This is a genomic window from Agriterribacter humi, assembly GCF_009192765.1.
Classification (GTDB): Bacteria; Bacteroidota; Bacteroidia; order Chitinophagales; family Chitinophagaceae; genus Agriterribacter; species Agriterribacter humi.
In genome coordinates this window covers 418,471-437,135 of sequence record NZ_VOHQ01000001.1, presented here as the reverse complement: position 1 = coordinate 437,135, position 18,665 = coordinate 418,471, and the positions used below count along the sequence as shown (strand labels likewise).

The following is an 18,665-nucleotide window of genomic DNA, read 5'->3' as shown; positions in this document are numbered from 1 at the left end:
TAATATATAGATCGTTTTTAAAACAGGTCAGGTCATCACCCAAACTAAGCATATCTCCTTAAAATTAATAAAGGGTAGTACCAATGATAAAGTGCGGCGCTTTAAAAACGAACCATTCATCTTTCCTTTTCCCGGTATGGACAGCACATCGTCGAGCGGTTGTAGCCTGATCTGATCACTAAAATCCACTTCACCATTGCCATACCATTTGAAAACTGCTTCTTTTGCACTCCATAACAACGTTAATTTACGGAGAAAAATATCTTCAGTTGCAGCATCCGGTGAAGGAAACGCACTGCTTTCTTTTCCTATATTGGCCAACTCTTCTGCATGCAGGAATTTATGGCGTACACGGGCAACTTTGGGCGTAGGAATTTCAATATCAATGCCCACGCGGTTTGTGCGACTAACAATAGCAGCGGCATAATCGCCACAATGTGAAATGGAGAAATGAAAAGCTTCATCGGCGAGGAAAGGCTTTTTGGTACTGGCGATCTGGATCAATTCGTTGGGGAAATCGGGAAATAAAAAGCGCAGCAGGTAGCGTCCTGCCAAATGTTGCAGACGTTTATGTGGATGAGTGATGTCATGCTGCAGCGGAACCTTGGCCAGAAAGAAATCTTCGGGCTCGGCAATATGCCAAACCCCTAATTTTGTTGATTCGTTGATATTATGTTGATAAAATAAAGGCATTACAAGAAACGAAATCCGAAATTCGCCGCGAAAAGGATTCCGGAAACAAATAAACAAATAAATCAGGGAATGATACTATCTGATACAAGAATACTCGAAGAAATAGAAAAAGGAACTATTAAATTAGTGCCTTACGACAGGGAATGTTTGGGGAGTAACTCTTACGATGTGCACCTGGGTAAATGGCTGGCTACGTACCGCGAACATATATTAGATGCCAAGAAGCATAACGAAATAGAATATTTTGAAATCCCTGATGAGGGGTTTGTATTGTACCCGCATATTTTTTACCTGGGTGCAACGCTTGAGTATACAGAAACCCATGCCCATGTACCTTTCCTGGAAGGCAAATCTTCTACCGGTCGCCTGGGTATTGATATACATGCCACTGCCGGCAAGGGAGATGTTGGTTTTTGCGGTAACTGGACGCTGGAAATATCCGTTAAGCAGCCGGTGCGTATTTATAAAGGTATGCCGATCGGTCAATTGATCTATTTTCCGGTGGATGGTGAAATTGAAGTAAAATACAACCAGAAAAAAAATGCCAAATACAGCGGTCAGCCTGAAAAACCTGTTGAAAGTATGATGTGGAAGAACAGTTTTTAATAGTTACAGGTTGCAGGGCACAAGTTGCAAGCTTTGTACAAACTTCAAACAATAAACCACAAACAATAAATATGAGACTGGTCTTACTGGTCTAATAGTTTCATCACTGCTTCATCACCCATTACTGCATTGGCTGGCCGTGGGTGTGCTGCATTAAAAACTTCCAGCTCTTTCTGATCCAATACTTTTGCGGGTGTTTCATCAATATTTCCATTGGAGCCTGTAACAGCTTCCAGGTTCAGTTTAAGGTGTTTGGCCATAAAAGGGTACATGGCTTTTCGCTTGGATGGGCCGTAATCATGTTTTTCGTTGGCCAGGTGAACCAATGCAACATTGTTTTCTTTTTTATACAAACGATAGACTTTCTGCATAAACGGGTATTCCACCGTGGGATTATTTTTTGTCCAGTCATCACCGTCTGAAATTAGCAGCATGGGACGTGGAGCAGCTAATGCGGCTATCTCCACGTTATTGGTTTGAAAATCGCCTTTCTTGTGAATGGGCATACCACTTTCGCAAGTGCAGCCGCCAAAGAAATGCGCAGATACCATTACACAGGGTACCGAAACTTTAATGCGCGGATCGAGCGCCGTTAGTAAAAAAGTTTGCGTACCACCGCCCGATTCACCCGTCATACCGATCCGGTCAGGATCAACGCCGGGAACAGACAACAGGAAATCCAATGCTCTTGTACTGTTGATGGTTTGCAGCTTCAATCCCTTTTTCAAGCTGTGCTCACATTGCTTTGAATCGCCCTGCCCGATCATATCCCATACAAATACTATGGCGCCCATGCGGGCCAAAGTGGCACATCGTTTTTGGGTTTGTTCGCGAAACCGCCCCTCGGGATTACTGCCATGTCCGTGGGGGCAAAGAATACCAGCGTAGGATTTTTGAGGCCTGAGCGGACGATATAAATTTCCTGTAACATAAAAACCGGGCAAGCTTTCAAACGCTACATTTTCTACTGTATAACCATCCATTATCTTTTTGCTGTGAATGATGGGTTCCGATACGGGCTTAGCCGGCAATGTTTCTAATTGCATGCCTTCGCGTATGCGTGCCCGTATTTGTTCTGCACGGTACTGCCAGTCGTTTAAAGAAGCAGGCGTATGCTCCTCTAAAAATGCTTTACCCTGCGCTTCGGTAAAATAAGCGCCTTTACACAATTCATCCTGGGCGGTCAGATTGCCTGAACAGAGCAAGCAAAAGCAGGCGAGTGCCAGTATTTTATTCATGATATAAAATGAAAAGGTACTTTATACAGATAATAGTAGCTACAATTTAGGATTTTCTTTCTTACTGCCGAAAGGAATAGAATAAATAGAAAACTTTCTGCCGGAAAACCTATTTTTATTAAATGTCTTTGGAATTGCGGGTTAGTCAATTCAACAATAAAAAATTCCAGAATGAATACAAAGCCGTCAGGAATTCGCTTTTTTTCAGCGACTGGTGCCATAGTAGCCTGGTCAGCAGTGATCCTTCAATTATACCTGATCATAGTGAACAGAACCGTTTCCGTTCCCGAAACCCTTTTACGTTTTTTTACCTTCTTCACTATACTCTGTAATATATTGGTAGCAATTTGCTTTACAGTATTTGCATTTAAGCCCGGCTCTGAAAAAGGAAATTTTTTTTCGCGTCCCGGCGTATTAAGTGCAGTTGCTGTGTATATAGCTGTGGTGGGAATAGTATACCAGCTTATTTTACGTCCATTGTGGGAGCCGCAAGGTTTACAAATGATTGTTGATGAATTGCTGCACAGTGTTATGCCTGCCTATTTTATATTGTTCTGGTTTTTATTTGTACCTAAATTAACATTGCGATGGCAACAGATTTTGCCCTGGCTGATCTTTCCGTTATGCTATTTGATCATCATCCTGTTGAGGGGAGCCGTGGCAGGCTATTATCCTTATCCTTTTGTAAACGTCACTAAACTGGGATATGGAAAGGTGTTTTTAAACTGCGGCATTGTGCTGATTGCATTTTTGTTTTTTTCAGTATTGCTGGTAGGTATTGGTAAGCTTTCAAAAAAAGCTTCTGATTGAATTCAAAAGCTTCTTTGATCAGTTATCAGTTGCTGCCATTGGCAGATCGGTGCATTCAAATGCTGTAACCAACCACTCGCCAGCGGTCATCAAGGCAATACCTGATCATGGCTGGACAAAAGCTATTTTAATACCCTGATCTTCAGGCTTCTGAAACTTACTTCATCGCCATGATCCTGCAATAACAACCTTCCTTCTTTTCCCTCACCGAAATTAGGACGGTTTTTAAATTTACTGCCGGCTACCAGTTCGCGAAAAGCCTGTGATCCCCTTTCGTACTCCAATACTTTTACGCCGTTCAGGTAATGTTCTACATGATTATTAGGGTATACAATTATCCTTCCTTTATTCCATTCTCCTATGGGCTTCACAAAACGATCGGTTTTTTTGGCGGGAATCAAATCATATAAGGACGAAAGCGTTCTGTTACCTGCTATACCCATTTTGGCATCAGGATGATTTTTATCATCAAGCACCTGGTATTCTAAACCAAGTGCCGAACCCACATTATTTTCGGAAAGCGTAACAAAATATTTCACTCCGCTGTTTCCACCAAAGGAAAGTCTGAATTCAAAAGAAAAATCAAAAGCACTATATAAATCTGTAGTTACAATATCGCCGCCATTAGCAGATTCTTGTCCTTTTGAAGATAGTACTGTAATATTACCGTCTGCAATTTTCCATCCTTTTTCCGGGAAGCTCATTATTTTGGCGCCCCTCCATCCGTTGGAACTTACACCATCGAATAATAACTTCCACCCATTTCTTTTTTCGAATGCAGTTAATGTATTGTGTTCATTGTTCACTACAAAAACGGTGGAAGGGAAGGGTGCCGGTGAAAGATCACCGGTTTGGATGCGGATGTTTTTCCACTGGATTTTTTTCCCGGCATCTTCGGGTTTATTACCAATGCTATGCACCTGCAAGGCGATAAACCCACTGGCATCGGCATCGTCTACCAGGTAACTGGCGGGTACGCCATTGATCCATGTTTTGATCGTATTTCCAATGCACTCTACTTTTACTTTATTAAATTTTCCCCGTTTGTATGCTTTTTGAGCCTCGTGGTTCAGATCCAGGGGATATAGCCAACCCCGCCTGCCTTCATCATATATTCCGGCTGTCCATGCCCGCGCGGAAGCATCAAGCTCATACTGGTAACCAAATACCCTGCCCTTTCCGTCATTAGCGGCAGGGTCAAAATGACTCCTGATCTGTATGCCGGAATTGGTAACCGTATCCGGGATCAGTACTTCCAGTTCTAAAATAAAATCGCCATATTCTTTTTCAGTTACTAGAAAACTATTAGGCGTAGATGCCACAGTTGCGCCTGCAATAACGCCATTTTCAACGGAATACTTTGCACTGCCGCCAAGCTGTTTCCAACCCTGAAGTGTTTTGCCGTCAAAGAGTTTTGTCCATTTGGTTTGTTGTGCGTTAACAGAAAGCGAGCTAAAACAGAGAAGAAGAGATACAGAGAAAAAAAATACATTTTTCATATCCAAGCTGGTTTACATTTCCGCTAATATATTCATAATATCTTATTTTCAACATTTAAACAGCAATCATTCAAATTAAAAGCGCATTCACCTGATTCAATAAAACACAATGGCAAAAGGGTTAGGAGCAATGCCAACACCACGCCAGGTTATGTCCCTGGATTATGAAATATCATTGGAATAAGTATACCCACCTTCAATGACTACATATAAAAACTAATGAAAGACTATTGGAAAAACGCTGAAGAAACAGTGGGGATATATAAAAAAGCAATAGTGAATGGTTAACGTGACAACGATTCACAAGGTTTCATGCGAATAAAATCAGGTAATTTAAGGCCACCTTGCGGCTTATAGGGTAATATGTATACCATATTGCCTTTTTTATACGAAATAATGGAATTTGGTAATTTGGTTTGCTCGGAAGACGATTTGTAATTTGCTGTTTTCCAATTTTTATCGTTAAAAGTATAATTATCTTTTATTGAAAAGGTAATGGTAGATTTCAGATCAGAAAATACACCGGACGAACGATGTGCTTCTTTATTTTTATCTTTTTCTCCTGAACTCAACCTGATTCCACTCACCGCAAATACATACTGCGCAATTGCAAACATAGCCACCAATATCAGGCTATTTTTAACAATCCTTGAATGTATGTTTTTGTTTGATTTCATTGTTCAGCAAAAATAATGATTTATATTCAGTATTTCCAATACCATTCATCATAAATTTTACATGTTATTTAACGTTTATCTGATAAAAAAGTTACAAAAAAAGATTTTTTCTGAATAAAGGCTTAACTTTCACTAACTTACACAACAATGCAGGACAATCCTTATCGAAACGACAGAGATGAGATGAGAGATTTACTAAGGCAATTTGAAAATCTCCGCGCGGGTCAAAGCCATGGCTTCCTGGAAGAAGAGTCTTTTGAAAAAATTATAGATTATTTTGATGATAAAGATGAAATCGCCCGGGCGCTTGAAGCCGTTGAGCTGGGAGTTGGACAATTTCCTTATTCTGCATCTTTAATGGTTAAAAAAGCCGATTTGCTCATCGTTACCCGGAAATACAATGAAGCCCTTGAAATATTAGAAAGGGCTGAGATACTCGATAGCTCCGATATTGATATTTACATTCTTAAAACCGATGTTTTTCTCGCGTTAGACCAGCATGAAAAGGCTGTTGGGCTTTTGGAAGAAGCTATCCACTCGTTTGAAGGTGAGAACCGGATAAACCTGTTGTTTGAACTGGCAGATGTATATGATGATTACGAAGAATTCGACAAAGTATTTGACTGCCTGGTACATATATTGGAATACGAGCCCAATAATGAAGAAGCGTTGTATAAAATATGTTTCTGGACAGATTTTACGGGCAGGAGCGAAGAAAGCATCCGTTTACATCAGCATATTATTAATGAATTCCCTTATAATGAACTGGCATGGTTTAATCTTGGCGCGGCTTACCAGGGCCTGAAATTATTTGAAAAATCAATTGACGCGTATAAGTATGCCCTTGTAATCAACGAAAAGTTTGATTATGCATACAGAAATATGGCTGATGCATACATCAGGTTAAGAAAGTATCGCGATGCTATTGAATCGTTGGAAAAGGTAATTGAACTTGCGCGGCCGGAAGATGTGATTTACGAAGCAATTGGCCATTGTTACGACAGGCTTAAGCAGTATGCACAGGCAAGGTTCTATTATAAAAAAGCTTCGCATCTCAATAGCGATGACAGTAAGTTGTATTATAAAATTGCATGTACCTATATTAATGAGATGTCGTTGAATAAAGCGGTGCAATACCTGGAGTCGGCTATGCGCATACATCGCATGCAACCCGAATATAATTTAGCTATGGGCGAATGTTTGATGGAACTTGGTAATATAAAGGATGCGATTATACACTTTTCCAATGTTGTAAAGGCGAAGCCCCGTGGAATTGGCGGGTGGGAAGCGCTTATACGGTGTTTATACAAAGAAGATTTCCTGGACGAAGCGATAGAACAGGTTGACAATGCGCAGCAGGTTGCCGGGGATAAACCTTTGTTCCTGTTTTACAAAAGCGCTGTTTTGTTTGCAATGGGGAAAAGTAAAGAAGGGCTGTTGCTTCTGCAAACTGCTATGGAACAGGCGCCACGACTACTTAAGAAGTTTATAGAGTTGAATCCCATTATACTTCAAAACCAGCAGGTAGTTGATCTTATCGCCTATTACAAAAGAAAACGTTCTTTCTGAGGTGGAATATATACATGCATAAGGAAGCAGAATCTTCCTTATTTTTGCGCATTCTTTAAAACATCTCATCTTTCATGAATTTTAATTTAAGTCAGATACCCGAACGAAAAAGTAAACCGCGTCGTTCAGGTATCACAATGGTAATGGACAAAGGCTTAAGTATTGAAGAGTCAAAAAATTTTTTAAGTGTTGCTCATCCTTATGTTGATATTGTTAAGCTGGGTTTTGGAACCTCATTTGTTACGCCTCAACTCCGAGAAAAAATTGAAGTATACCAGTCGTACGATTTGCCTGTATATTTTGGGGGTACCTTGTTTGAAGCTTTTTTGATTCGCAACCAGTTCCAGGATTACATCAATACCCTCAAAGAATACAACATCTCTTATATGGAGGTGAGCGATGGCTCCATTACGATCCCGCATGCCGAAAAATGCGGCTATATTGAAAAACTCACCAAATATGGTGTTGTGTTTAGTGAAGTGGGAAGCAAGGATGCGGAACATATTATTCCTCCGTATAAATGGATTGAATTAATGAAGACAGAGCTGAATGCAGGTTCAACTTATGTAATTGCTGAAGCACGGGAGGCTGGAAATGTAGGTATTTACAGGGGTACGGGCGAAGTGCGGGAAGGCCTTGTACAGGAAATACTGACACAAATACCGGAAGAAAAAATTATTTGGGAAGCCCCGCAAAAAGCACAGCAATTATACTTTATTGAGTTGTTGGGTTGTAATGCTAACCTGGGGAATATAGCTCCTTCAGAAGTAATACCGCTTGAATCAATGCGTGTTGGGTTGCGGGGAGATACTTTTCATTTGTTTTTAAATAAAGATGATGTGGAATGAAATGGTATGGATTGATTGGTTATCCGCTGGGACATTCTTTTTCAAAAAAATATTTTACACAAAAGTTTGAAAAAGAGCAATTGAACTGCCGGTTTGAGAATTTTCCTATAGAAAACATTGAATTGCTTCCTGCAGTATTGCAAAATAATCCTTTATTGCTCGGCTTGTGCGTAACCATTCCTTATAAAGAAAAAGTTATTCCCTTTCTTCATGAATTATCCCCCGATGTTCAGCAGATTGGTGCATGTAACTCTATCCGGATAAGAAATGGCAAGCTTACAGGGTTTAATACGGATACAACAGGGTTTAAACAATCGTTGCTGCAACAACTGCAGCCATATCATACCAAAGCTTTAATACTTGGCACCGGCGGCGCTTCGAAGGCAGTTGAATATGTATTGCAGCAATTGGGTATAGGATATACATTTGTAAGCCGTACTGCAAAGCAGGGTGTAATTACTTATGAAACGCTCAACGCGGATATTGTTAAAAGCCATTTGCTGATAATTAATGCATCTCCGGCAGGCACTTTTCCCGATACAGAAAAGTGTCCTGATATACCTTATGAAGCCATAGGAAATCAGCACTTTCTTTTCGATTTAATTTATAATCCCGGGAAAACATTATTCCTGAAAAAAGGAGAGGAGCGTGGCGCAGCAATACAAAACGGGCACGATATGCTGATTGCACAGGCCGAAGCCAGTTGGAAATTATGGAATGCATAGAAATCCATCCTGTTTAAAGATTGTATTTTCATTTTTCAACGCGTTGTGTTGCATCCATTTACACCGGACTATTCATTTTCAATCATAATCGAAGCAGTGGAGCCTGCATAATTCAACTGTGGAAGGAAACATGTTAATTCTTTTACTTTTTTTGTGCCGGGTAATTTTATTTTAACTGTTATATTGTTGTATTGTTGCGTAGGGTCTGCAATATATAAGGATGTTCCCTTTTTGTTACTTATGTGTTTCAAATATACGATGCAGGGTTTGTCAACTGCAATGCTGAGATCAGAAGTGGTTAATGCAGATGCTTTGTAAAATACACACTGGAGCATATCTAATTTTGAATGCCTGACCGCCTGGATAGAATCTGAGTTCCTTATTATATGAATATCCGCCAAAGAATAAGCCTGCATTTTGGTTTTACTTTCAATTCCCGGAACCACGATATAGGCATAGCTGCCGGAAGCAGACTGTGCTCCATGATTAAACCAGAGTTTAAATACATTACCTGATATTTCATCTTTTGAATTGCGATGGTTTATTTTATGCCAGTTGCCTGTTTGTATGGCATTGCTTATTTGTATATTTCCACCAGCCGGGAAAAAATAGCCTATGCTGTCATGCAGTATCCATCGGGGATTGTTGTATTGCGATGAGCTGTTATCTTGTAATGTTGTTGCATTGCCCGATCTTTCAGCTACGGTTACCTTGCCGTTCAGCCAGCACTGGTTAATAGTAGTAGTAATGTTTTCGGGCATTGTACTGCCGATACCTGCACCGAGGCATACCACTTCATCATCAAAAAAGAACCACGCCTTCTTAGCAGTTACACTGTCATAATTCAATGTATAGGCGGTCGCGCCATATGCGCTATCGGATACACCACCGGCAAAGTTTGTAGTACCTTTAATCCCCCATTCTTTTTGTATGGTTGCGCCTTCATCCGAATCGTAATCCCGGTTTGTAACTCCTGGCAATTTATCCCATTCCCACAGGGGCATTATATTATAATATTCACTTCCGCGACGTTGAATATTTGTAGAGCCATCCGGCAAAAATTTGCCGAGGATATTTTCATTGTTCCCTCTTTCTGTTCTTATAGTACGTGTAGAAACCGTACGTATATTAAATGAATAAGCCGGTCGCTGATGAATATCATAATCGCCTCTCCAAAAATGGGTGTGGGTGGAAGTTACATTATAAGAAGGTGGTTGCAGCCCCCTGGTTCGGGCAATTGCAGCATTCCATGCATCGCTGTGTACAGAGTCTAATAATATGGCTTTTTGCAGGCGTACAATTTCATCTGTTTTTTTAAGAATATCCGGGCGGCTGAGGCCGCGCCCTTCTGTATTAAAATCAATAAAACTCCCCCGGATCGTGCGCAAATATGTATTCCTGTAATACCCGGAAAGTATATTTAGCTTATTGTTTTGCAAGGCATAAGGCGTTCCCAGAAGATAAGCAGCAATCCTGAGTACATCAGATAAAAAAACCGATCCGTAACTGGATATCTGCAACTGATTTCCATGCTCCAGGTTTGAATAATCATATTGCAAACCTTCCGGCTGATTTTTTAATCGTAAAGGAGCAAAAGACTGATCAACGGCAGTATCCAGTAATGTCTTATTTTGTGTAAGGCATGCACGATATAAAAAGTGCAGGGCAATATCCGTTTTATTTGCGCCATGATACTTAAAAGGATCTCCGATAACCATTTTTTTTATCAAATCCATTTCCAGGGAAGGAGGGAATGGCTTTGCTGCATGGCGCATAATAATCAGTATTTGTCCAATAAGCTGCGGATATGATATGCCGTTGTACCACCAGTTTTTGGCCATATAATTAAGACCATTCCAGTAGGATAAGGTCTTTAAAATAACGGATTGCAGTGACCCGTCATTAAAATAGCTGCTTTTGGGTGCCGTATAAGCTATGGCAAAAATCTTTATGCGGCTTAAATGTCCGCCATTTTCATTAATATAATCAAGATCCGACCATGCACTGTCATTATTAATAAGCGTGGACCTGTGGGTGGCTACTAAACGATCCAACCCAGCAATGGAGCTTACAATGTGGAGATCTGCATTTACCCTGTTCATGATAGTATCAAACAGGTACGATTGGCCGAAGCCGCTGACAGAGTGTAGAGAAACTGCTATCAAAAACCACAATGTTTTATATTTAATGGGCAACAATGCTGTTATTTTTTTCATTGGGTTAAATTGGGACAGGCAAATTGGATATCCTGCAAAAAAATATGCATTGAGCCCGGATGATTCCTGTATTTACAAACAAATCATTCTGTTTCCAACAGCTTTTTGATTTGAACCAATATAGGGTCCCAGCTGCCACCGTCTGCTGACTCCCTGTATCTTTTTTCGCCATCACCCACTGTTGCATAATCGCCCTGGGTTACGGTTAAAACAGTTTGTTCGTTTTGTGATGATAGTGTGTAGGTTACTGTGAGATAATTTTCAGGAATATCGGGAATTTCTGAGTTAGGATCCATGGTTGTATAAGCCAGCAATTTTTCCGGCTCAATGTTTACAATATTACCTTTTACAAAAACCATTTCTTTGCCTTCGTAATTACCTTTCCACAATAAGGCACTTCCGGGTTCCCAGTCGGAAACAGTTTCGCAGCCAAACATATATTTTTTCGTTTGCTCAGGATTGATCAACGCATCCCAAACCCTTTCAGGAGTGGCATTGATAGCGACGCTGCTTTTTACAATTAAGGGAGTACTCATTTTTACGATATTTGGTCAGTAATGTGTTTTATAGTTTTGTTGATTAAAGTTAGCTGAACTTTCTTTAAGCCATCATAAATACAACCCGGTGATGAAGTAAATGAATTTTAGAAGTTTACTTTATGGCGCAGATGCGCAATTATAATACCAAAGGTGAAACCTGCAATCAGCAGGTGAGGCGAACTACCCTTGGTGATACGGCTGCGTATGCCGGTAATTGTTGTTAAAGCCTGTTTCAATAACTACCTTTTAACAAAAATGGGCAGGCATTAAATAATTGTATTGCAGTTCCTGCACCGGCATCAATCTATGATAAATCCCTAACATTTTTCCGGATGAATAATGTTATTTGACGAAATGAACTTACATTTATCCTTCTTAAAAAAACGTTTCAACGATTCCACAATGAAGAAAAACTTCCCGCTCCTTTTATGTTGCACTATGCTCTTTTTTTTGTTGGCCTGTAACAAACGCAGTGGTAAACCACGCGTACTGGTGTTTACCAAAACGGCAGGATTTCATCATCAGTCTATACCCGCAGGCGTTTCCGCCATTCAGAAACTGGGTGCTGAAAATGATTTTGAGACAGATACCACATCTGACGCCAATATGTTTGTGGAAGACACCCTGCGTAAATATTCCGCGATTGTTTTTTTAAATACCACAGGCCCTTTATTCAATACGGTTCAGCGCATTGCACTGGAACGATACATACAGGCGGGCGGAGGCTATATGGGAATACATGCCGCTACTGATGCAGAGTATGATTGGGGCTGGTATGCCCGGCTGGCAGGTGCTAATTTCGAAAGTCATCCCCGTCAGCAGGAAGCTAAATTAATTGTCAAAGACAAAAGCCATGCATCAACCAAACATTTGCCGGATGTATGGACAAGAAAAGATGAATGGTATAATTTTAAAAAGCTCAATAAGGATGTTCATGTGCTTATTGCTATTGATGAAAAAAGCTATGAAGGCGGGAAAAATGGAGACAATCATCCCATGGCCTGGTACCACGAATATGACGGGGGAAGAGCGTTTTATACGGAACTGGGACATACGGATGAGTCGTACAGTGATCCCCTGTATTTACAGCACATCCTGGGAGGCATTCAATACGCAATTGGTGGCAATGAGAAGTTAGACTATAGCGGGGTAATTTCACAATATCCTCCTGATGAAGACAGGTTTACCAAAACACCTTTAATTCAGGGTGGTTTTTTTGAGCCCACCGAAATGACCATTCTTCCCAATTTTGATATACTTGTTACACAACGCAGAGGGGAGATCATGTTGTATAAAAATGAAACCAAACAACTGAAGCAGGTTGGTTTTTTAAATGCATACTTTAAAACAAGCACCGCCGGTGCAAATGCCGAGGAAGGCGTTTTAGGCATTAGTAAAGATCCCGATTTTAGCAAAAATCATTGGGTATATATTTTTTACAGTCCTGCTGATACTTCAGTAAACCGCCTTTCCCGGTTTAAATTTGAAAACGATACGCTTGACGTAAAAACAGAACAGGTGATCCTGCAGTTTTATTCGCAGAGAGAAATCTGCTGCCATACCGGCGGCTCTATCGCGTTTGGACCAGATGGATTATTGTATGTGTCTGCAGGTGATAATTCCACACCTTTTAATGAGCCCAATCAAACCTATACTAACCAGGGATATGGCCCATTGGATGATCGTCCGGGACATGAGCAATACGATGCCAGGAGGAGTTCGGGCAATACCAATGACCTGAGGGGAAAAATACTCCGCATCAGAGTGAAAGAGGATGGTACATACGAAATTCCTGATGGGAATTTGTTTGCCAAAGGAACCAGTAAAACCCGGCCTGAAATATATGTAATGGGCAATCGCAATCCTTACCGTATTTCCGTAGATCAGAAGAATAGTTTCCTGTATTGGGGCGAAGTAGGTCCGGACGCCAGCACAGACAGCTTTGGCGTGAGAGGACCACGCGGTTATGATGAACTCAACCAGGCACGCAAGGCAGGTTATTTTGGATGGCCCTTATTTGTAGGGAAAAATTACGCTTATAACCGTTACGATTATGCGACAGGAACTTCCGGTGAAGCATTTGATGCGGAAAAGCCTTTGAATGAATCGCGTAACAATACAGGCTTAAAAGAATTGCCTGCTGTAGCTCCGCCTTTTATCTGGTATCCGTATGCCGCCTCAGCCGATTTCCCACAGGTTGGAACGGGTGGCCGCAATGCCATGGCAGGGCCGGTATATTATACAGATATGTGGCCTGCTAAAACAAGATTGCCTGACTATTACGATGGTAAATTGTTTATTTACGACTGGATAAGAGGATGGATGAAAGCTGTAACCATGCTGCCAAACGGCGACTTTGACAAGATGGAACCTTTTATGGAACATACTAAGTTGCACAATGCGATTGACATTGAACTGGGACCTGATGGTAAGTTATACATTCTCGAATACGGAACCGGGTGGTTTGCGAAAAATGAAGATGCAGGACTCAGCCGAATTGATTATAATGGCGGCAACCGTCCGCCCAAAATAGCTGCAATTAAGGTGGATAAAACTTCCGGAGCCCTGCCTTTAACTCTTAAAGCTACAGTTGATGCAACAGATCCTGAAAATGATGCCATGACCTATACATGGACTACCGGAAGCGGGCAAACGAAAGAAACCCAGTCTCCTGATGCGGAGCTTGTATTGGATAAACCCGGCGATTATATGCTATCGGTGGAAGTGAAAGATAAAAAAGGCGCTGTTTCAAAAAGCAATACAATAAATGTATATGCGGGCAACACGGCGCCGGAGATAACTGTACAAATTACGGGCAACCAGTCTTTTTACTTCCCGGGTAAACCTGTAAACTATACCGTTACAGTTAATGATAAGGAGGAGGGAAGCGCTATTGACGCAGATAATCTTTACGTTACAGCCGACTACTTAGAAGGCGCTGATAAAGCAGCAATACCCCAGGGACATCAAATGGCTGCGGCAACAGTAAGCGGAAGAAGTATTATGCTTTCGTTAGATTGTAAAACCTGTCATAAAACAGATGAAAAATCCATCGGGCCATCCTTCACCGAAGTGGCAAAACGCTATCATAAAAATGGAGACGCGGTAACTTATCTCACAACTAAAATTATTAAAGGCGGTAGTGGCGCATGGGGTGAAGTAGCCATGGCGGCGCATCCCAACCTGCCAGAGGACGATGCAAAACAAATTGTGCAATGGGTGCTTTCACTGGCAAACCCGGCCACTACTAAAAAATCATTGCCTGAAAAGGGATCAATTCCTGTTAAAACGGTAAAAGAAAATGAAGCCCTTTACATTTCTGCCACTTACACTGATAAAGGCGGTGCTTCAATAAAACCCCTTTCGGGAGAAGCGGCTTTTGCATTGCGCAGCAGCAAGCTAACTTTTGGTGGAGTAACGAATATGGATGCATACAGTACGGTTAATGCCGGCGGGATGAGATTTATGGTAGTACCCAGTGATAAACAAGGCTGGTTTAGAATTGACAGCATAGACCTGCATGGTGTAAATGGCGCGGAGCTGTTGGTAGCATGGCAGAACGATAAAGATGCACCAAAGACCGGATATATATTTGAATTAAGGCTGGACGCACCGGATGGCAAAAAGATATCGGAAGGAACGCTTGACGCTGCTTCAGTTAAAGACAAACAAAAAATGACCAAACTTAAATTTAGCTTTGAGACAATTACTGATCTCAAAAAACAAAATCTCTATATACTTAGCCGGCCAAAAGATAAAAATGATGACAGCACCATAGGAGTGGGGCTGCTGGAATTGACGGCGAAGTAGTGAGTAGTGAATAGTGAGTGGTGAGTGAAAAGCAGGATATTAGGTCCTGCTTTTTACCTTTTTTTTGCATGCAGGTAATTGATAGCAAGCACTCCTGCAAGTATAATCAACCCAAAAAATTCCCTTGTGTCTTCTATCCATGGCGTTTCGGCTTTCATGGCTGCTGCAATATTCTCTGCATCATGTTTTGTTAGCCAGTCCCAGGCGCCATCTCTTTCAAACAATTTATATAGCCCATATAGTACATAAGCTCCTACTCCCAGGAGACAGGCACGCGGGTAGTACTTTCCGCGAAAAGCCAACCAGCACAATACTGCGCCATACAGGTATATGGGCATCCACAGCCAGGGGTCGGGGTCGTTGTATTGCAATGCGGCCGAAATAACAAATAGAATACAGAAGATAATATTAAAGAGTTTCATAGCACAATATTAAAAAAAATGAGCACAACAGGTAAAAAGTGAGGATTCATAATGCGATAACCTTGTTTCCTTCCCGAAAACAAGGTTTATCTAAGTTGGAATAATGTAATAAGGGAGATTTGTCCATCCTTTGGTGTCTTTTGTCTATTTGACGGAAGCTATATAATAACCAGTTTTGCATTTCGCAAATATCGAACCTATTATGAACAAACTTTTTAATTATGCTGCGGGGCTGCAGAATGCAGGAATACAGCTTTCAAGATTGGGATTGGTAATTGTGTTGTTATGGATTGGAGGGTTAAAGGCTTTCAGGTACGAGGCAGCAGGTATTGTACCGTTTGTGGCCAACAGCCCCACGATGAACTTTTTTTATAAATATGATGCCCCGGAATATAAAAAGCATATGAACAAAGAGGGAGAATATAAACCGGCAAATATAGAATGGCATAAAGAAAATAATACCTATTTGTTTTCTTACGGATTAGGTTCTGTAATTGTGTTGATAGGATTGCTTATTGCACTCTATCCTGTGTTTCCCGGCGTTTCGGCTGTAGGTAGTTTTTTGTGCTTTGGAATGTCGTTGATAACGCTTTCGTTTTTAATAACTACTCCTGAAACATGGGTGCCTGCGCTGGGCGATACAGAGCATGGGTTTCCTTATTTAAGCGGCGCAGGCAGGCTGGTAATAAAGGATGTGATTATGCTGGGAGCGAGTGTAGTAACCATGGCGCAGGCGGCAAAGGTTCATTTAAAAAGGAGATCGCCAAGTGTAGCCTGATTGATTCAATAATATAAGGGCGAAAAATGTTAAATCCGTGGGAATGCGAAGAACCAGGCGACAAATCACAAGAACCAAACCTGCCTGCGGCAGGCAAGCTTGTCCGCCGGGGTGGATAAATTTCAAACCTCAATTCCGAAGATGATCCCGCATGTGTGGAACAAAATTCGAAGGAAATGCGGTCTTCTCGCCTCTGACCTTGTAACCTGCACCTGTATCAATCTCAAAAATTGTAGCCCATGGTAAAGAATGCTTTGCTGCCATAAGGCGAACGTGACTCCTGCAGTACATCATATTGAAGCATAAGCAGCAGGGCTCCGTTTCCGCCTGTAGGAATGGCGGCGCCACCACCTATTAATAAGGAAGGAATAAATTGACCTTTTAATTTTTCAGTGGAGCGGTTATCAGAGTATTTTATGGAACCCCAGCTATAATTAAGTTCGGGTTGTGCCTGTATTAATATATAAGGAATGGGGTATACCCTGCCAAAAATATTTAAGCCTGTATATCCCGATCTGGTTTTTGTTTCCAGTCCGTTACTCCAATTGGTTGTGTAGCTATAATAATTAAAATTAACGCCTGCACCTGCCGCCAGGTAAGGATTAAATCTGTAACCCACCTGGGGCGATACGATTATCGAAGAAGTATTGCTTCCAAATCCTAATCCAAAATTACCACCAAAAAACAATTTTGATTTGTCGAATCCTTTTGGTGCCGTTTCTTCAGGCTCATCCTGTGAATAAGCGGTTTGAGTCGTTGCTGTAGCGGCAAACAATAGTAAGAATATTATTTTTTTCATCAGTCAAAAATTTTACCCGCATTTAAAATATTATTGGGATCGAATACTTTTTTAATTCCACGCATAAGTTGTAACTGTGTTTCATTCATTACAATATCCATGTACCCTTTCTGCACCAGTCCAATACCGTGTTCGCCACTAATGGTGCCTCCTAAGCTTTTTACCAGCTCAAACAATACACGTAAACTTTCAACCATAGCAGGTTCATTCATACTGTTCGCCGTGCCTTCTTTTTTTATGCGGATATGCAGGTTGCCATCGCCCGCATGTCCGTAACACACAGCTTGGAAATTGTGCTTTTTGCCTAATGTTTTTACGCCTCTTATAAGAGCGGGCAAAGCAGCACGCGGCACTACCGTATCTTCTTCAATAGTATAGCCCTTTACTTTTACCGCTTCCGCCACCCGCCTGCGAAGTTTCCATAAGGTGGCTTTTTGCTGTTCATCGTCTGCAAAATAAATCTCTCCGCAATCATAACTTGTTAAAAGTTCACTAATTGCTTCCATTTCTGCCATCAGCGTTTCGATGTGATTACCGTCTACTTCAATAATAAGGTGTGCTTCCGTATCTGTTGTTATGGGGATAGCCGAACCCTCCGTCATACTGCTTACAATCAGCAAGGCATCTATTTCAACCAGTTCCAGCGCGCTGGGCGTAAAGCCTGCCCTGAATATAGCGCTTACGGCCTCGCCTGCTTTTTCGAGCGAACGAAAAGGCGCCAGCATCAGCAAATCATATCTGGGAAGGGGAATCAGCTTTAGTACTATTTTAGTTACGATAGCCAGTGTTCCTTCACTACCTACTATTAATTGGGTAAGATTATAACCCGTAACATTTTTCAGCACATTGGCTCCCGTCCATATAATATCACCATTGGGCAATACGATTTCAAGATTGAGCACATAGTCTTTTACCACTCCATATTTCACCGCTTTGGGGCCGCCACTGTTTTCAGCTATGTTTCCTCCTATAAAGCAGGAGCCGCGACTGCTCGGGTCGGGAGGATAAAATAATCCTTTAGCTTTAACCGCATCCTGCAACACTTCGGTGATCACACCGGGCTCGGTAATAACCTGCAGATTGCTTTCATCAATTTGCAGGATGTTGTTCATTCTTTCGGTAGAGATCAGTACACCCCCGAGATGAGGCAGCGCGCCACCGCTTAAACCCGTTCCGGCCCCCCTTGGCGTTACCGGGATCAACGCTTCATTGCATATTTTTAAAATTTCGCTTATTTCGGAAGAGCTGTGCGGCAATAATATTATTTCAGGTAGGAACGATAACTCCTCTGTTTCATCGTGCCCGTAATGAATTCTTGATTCTTCATCGAGCAATACATAATCATTGCCAACAATTGATGTAAACAGGTTGATATGTTGTTGTGTAATAAGACCTTTTTCTGTAGAAATGCCCATCTATGCTATATTTCCTGTAAA

Annotated in this window: 16 protein-coding genes; 7 read left to right on the top strand and 9 right to left on the bottom strand. The window is 41.4% G+C overall.

Annotated features, from left to right (window positions below):
- Positions 1 to 27 precede the first annotated feature (27 nt).
- Positions 28 to 693: a 4'-phosphopantetheinyl transferase family protein gene (locus tag FRX45_RS01695; RefSeq protein WP_152266656.1), complete on the bottom strand. Its 666-nt coding sequence runs from the start codon at positions 691 to 693 to the stop codon at positions 28 to 30.
- 69 nt (positions 694 to 762) lie between these two features.
- Here FRX45_RS01695 and dcd point away from each other — a divergent pair, with 69 nt between their 5' ends.
- Positions 763 to 1,299 (top strand): dCTP deaminase, encoded by a 537-nt coding sequence (gene dcd / locus FRX45_RS01690; protein ID WP_152266655.1) that lies wholly within the window; start codon positions 763 to 765, stop codon positions 1,297 to 1,299.
- An 83-nt stretch (positions 1,300 to 1,382) separates the two neighbouring features.
- Here dcd and FRX45_RS01685 read toward each other — a convergent pair whose 3' ends face one another.
- A complete protein-coding gene (locus tag FRX45_RS01685; RefSeq protein WP_152266654.1) occupies positions 1,383 to 2,537 on the bottom strand; it encodes an alpha/beta hydrolase family protein in 1,155 nt (384 codons plus the stop codon).
- A 171-nt stretch (positions 2,538 to 2,708) separates the two neighbouring features.
- On the opposite strand from FRX45_RS01685, the gene FRX45_RS01680 reads away from it, so the two are divergent.
- Positions 2,709 to 3,347, top strand: coding sequence for a Pr6Pr family membrane protein (locus FRX45_RS01680; protein ID WP_152266653.1), 639 nt, complete (start codon positions 2,709 to 2,711; stop codon positions 3,345 to 3,347).
- 122 nt (positions 3,348 to 3,469) lie between these two features.
- Here the strand turns inward: FRX45_RS01680 and FRX45_RS01675 are convergent, their stop codons facing one another.
- Positions 3,470 to 4,846: a 3-keto-disaccharide hydrolase gene (locus FRX45_RS01675; protein WP_152266652.1), complete on the bottom strand. Its 1,377-nt coding sequence runs from the start codon at positions 4,844 to 4,846 to the stop codon at positions 3,470 to 3,472.
- Between the two features lie 284 nt (positions 4,847 to 5,130).
- Positions 5,131 to 5,523 (bottom strand): hypothetical protein, encoded by a 393-nt coding sequence (locus tag FRX45_RS01670; protein ID WP_152266651.1) that lies wholly within the window; start codon positions 5,521 to 5,523, stop codon positions 5,131 to 5,133.
- Positions 5,524 to 5,670: 147 nt separating this feature from the next.
- On the opposite strand from FRX45_RS01670, the gene FRX45_RS01665 reads away from it, so the two are divergent.
- From FRX45_RS01665 to FRX45_RS01655, 3 genes are all read left to right on the top strand, one after another.
- Complete coding sequence (locus tag FRX45_RS01665; protein WP_152266650.1) at positions 5,671 to 7,092, top strand: tetratricopeptide repeat protein; 1,422 nt, start codon at positions 5,671 to 5,673, stop codon at positions 7,090 to 7,092.
- Positions 7,093 to 7,166: 74 nt separating this feature from the next.
- The gene (locus FRX45_RS01660) at positions 7,167 to 7,940 is read left to right on the top strand and encodes a phosphosulfolactate synthase (RefSeq protein ID WP_152266649.1); all 774 of its coding nucleotides are present in this window, start codon (positions 7,167 to 7,169) and stop codon (positions 7,938 to 7,940) included.
- Positions 7,937 to 8,665, top strand: a complete 729-nt coding sequence (locus tag FRX45_RS01655) for a shikimate dehydrogenase family protein (protein ID WP_152266648.1) — start codon at positions 7,937 to 7,939, stop codon at positions 8,663 to 8,665. Before FRX45_RS01660 ends, FRX45_RS01655 begins: the two co-directional genes overlap by 4 nt.
- A gap of 68 nt (positions 8,666 to 8,733) precedes the next feature.
- Here FRX45_RS01655 and FRX45_RS01650 read toward each other — a convergent pair whose 3' ends face one another.
- A complete protein-coding gene (locus FRX45_RS01650; protein ID WP_152266647.1) occupies positions 8,734 to 10,881 on the bottom strand; it encodes a polysaccharide lyase 8 family protein in 2,148 nt (715 codons plus the stop codon).
- Positions 10,882 to 10,964: 83 nt separating this feature from the next.
- Positions 10,965 to 11,417 carry an SRPBCC domain-containing protein gene (locus tag FRX45_RS01645; protein WP_152266646.1) on the bottom strand — a complete coding sequence of 151 codons (453 nt, stop codon included), beginning with the start codon at positions 11,415 to 11,417 and terminating at the stop codon, positions 10,965 to 10,967.
- Positions 11,418 to 11,858: 441 nt separating this feature from the next.
- On the opposite strand from FRX45_RS01645, the gene FRX45_RS01640 reads away from it, so the two are divergent.
- Entirely contained in the window at positions 11,859 to 15,230 is a 3,372-nt protein-coding gene (locus tag FRX45_RS01640; protein WP_152266645.1) for a ThuA domain-containing protein, read from the top strand.
- A 53-nt stretch (positions 15,231 to 15,283) separates the two neighbouring features.
- Here FRX45_RS01640 and FRX45_RS01635 read toward each other — a convergent pair whose 3' ends face one another.
- Positions 15,284 to 15,652 carry a transmembrane 220 family protein gene (locus tag FRX45_RS01635; RefSeq protein ID WP_152266644.1) on the bottom strand — a complete coding sequence of 123 codons (369 nt, stop codon included), beginning with the start codon at positions 15,650 to 15,652 and terminating at the stop codon, positions 15,284 to 15,286.
- Positions 15,653 to 15,854: 202 nt separating this feature from the next.
- Here FRX45_RS01635 and FRX45_RS01630 point away from each other — a divergent pair, with 202 nt between their 5' ends.
- On the top strand, positions 15,855 to 16,430 hold the full coding sequence (locus FRX45_RS01630; RefSeq protein ID WP_152266643.1) for a DUF417 family protein: 576 nt from the start codon (positions 15,855 to 15,857) through the stop codon (positions 16,428 to 16,430).
- 223 nt (positions 16,431 to 16,653) lie between these two features.
- Here the strand turns inward: FRX45_RS01630 and FRX45_RS01625 are convergent, their stop codons facing one another.
- Positions 16,654 to 17,229, bottom strand: coding sequence for a hypothetical protein (locus FRX45_RS01625; RefSeq protein WP_152266642.1), 576 nt, complete (start codon positions 17,227 to 17,229; stop codon positions 16,654 to 16,656).
- Positions 17,229 to 18,644, bottom strand: a complete 1,416-nt coding sequence (locus FRX45_RS01620) for an FAD-binding oxidoreductase (RefSeq protein WP_152266641.1) — start codon at positions 18,642 to 18,644, stop codon at positions 17,229 to 17,231. Before FRX45_RS01620 ends, FRX45_RS01625 begins: the two co-directional genes overlap by 1 nt.
- Positions 18,645 to 18,665 lie beyond the last annotated feature (21 nt).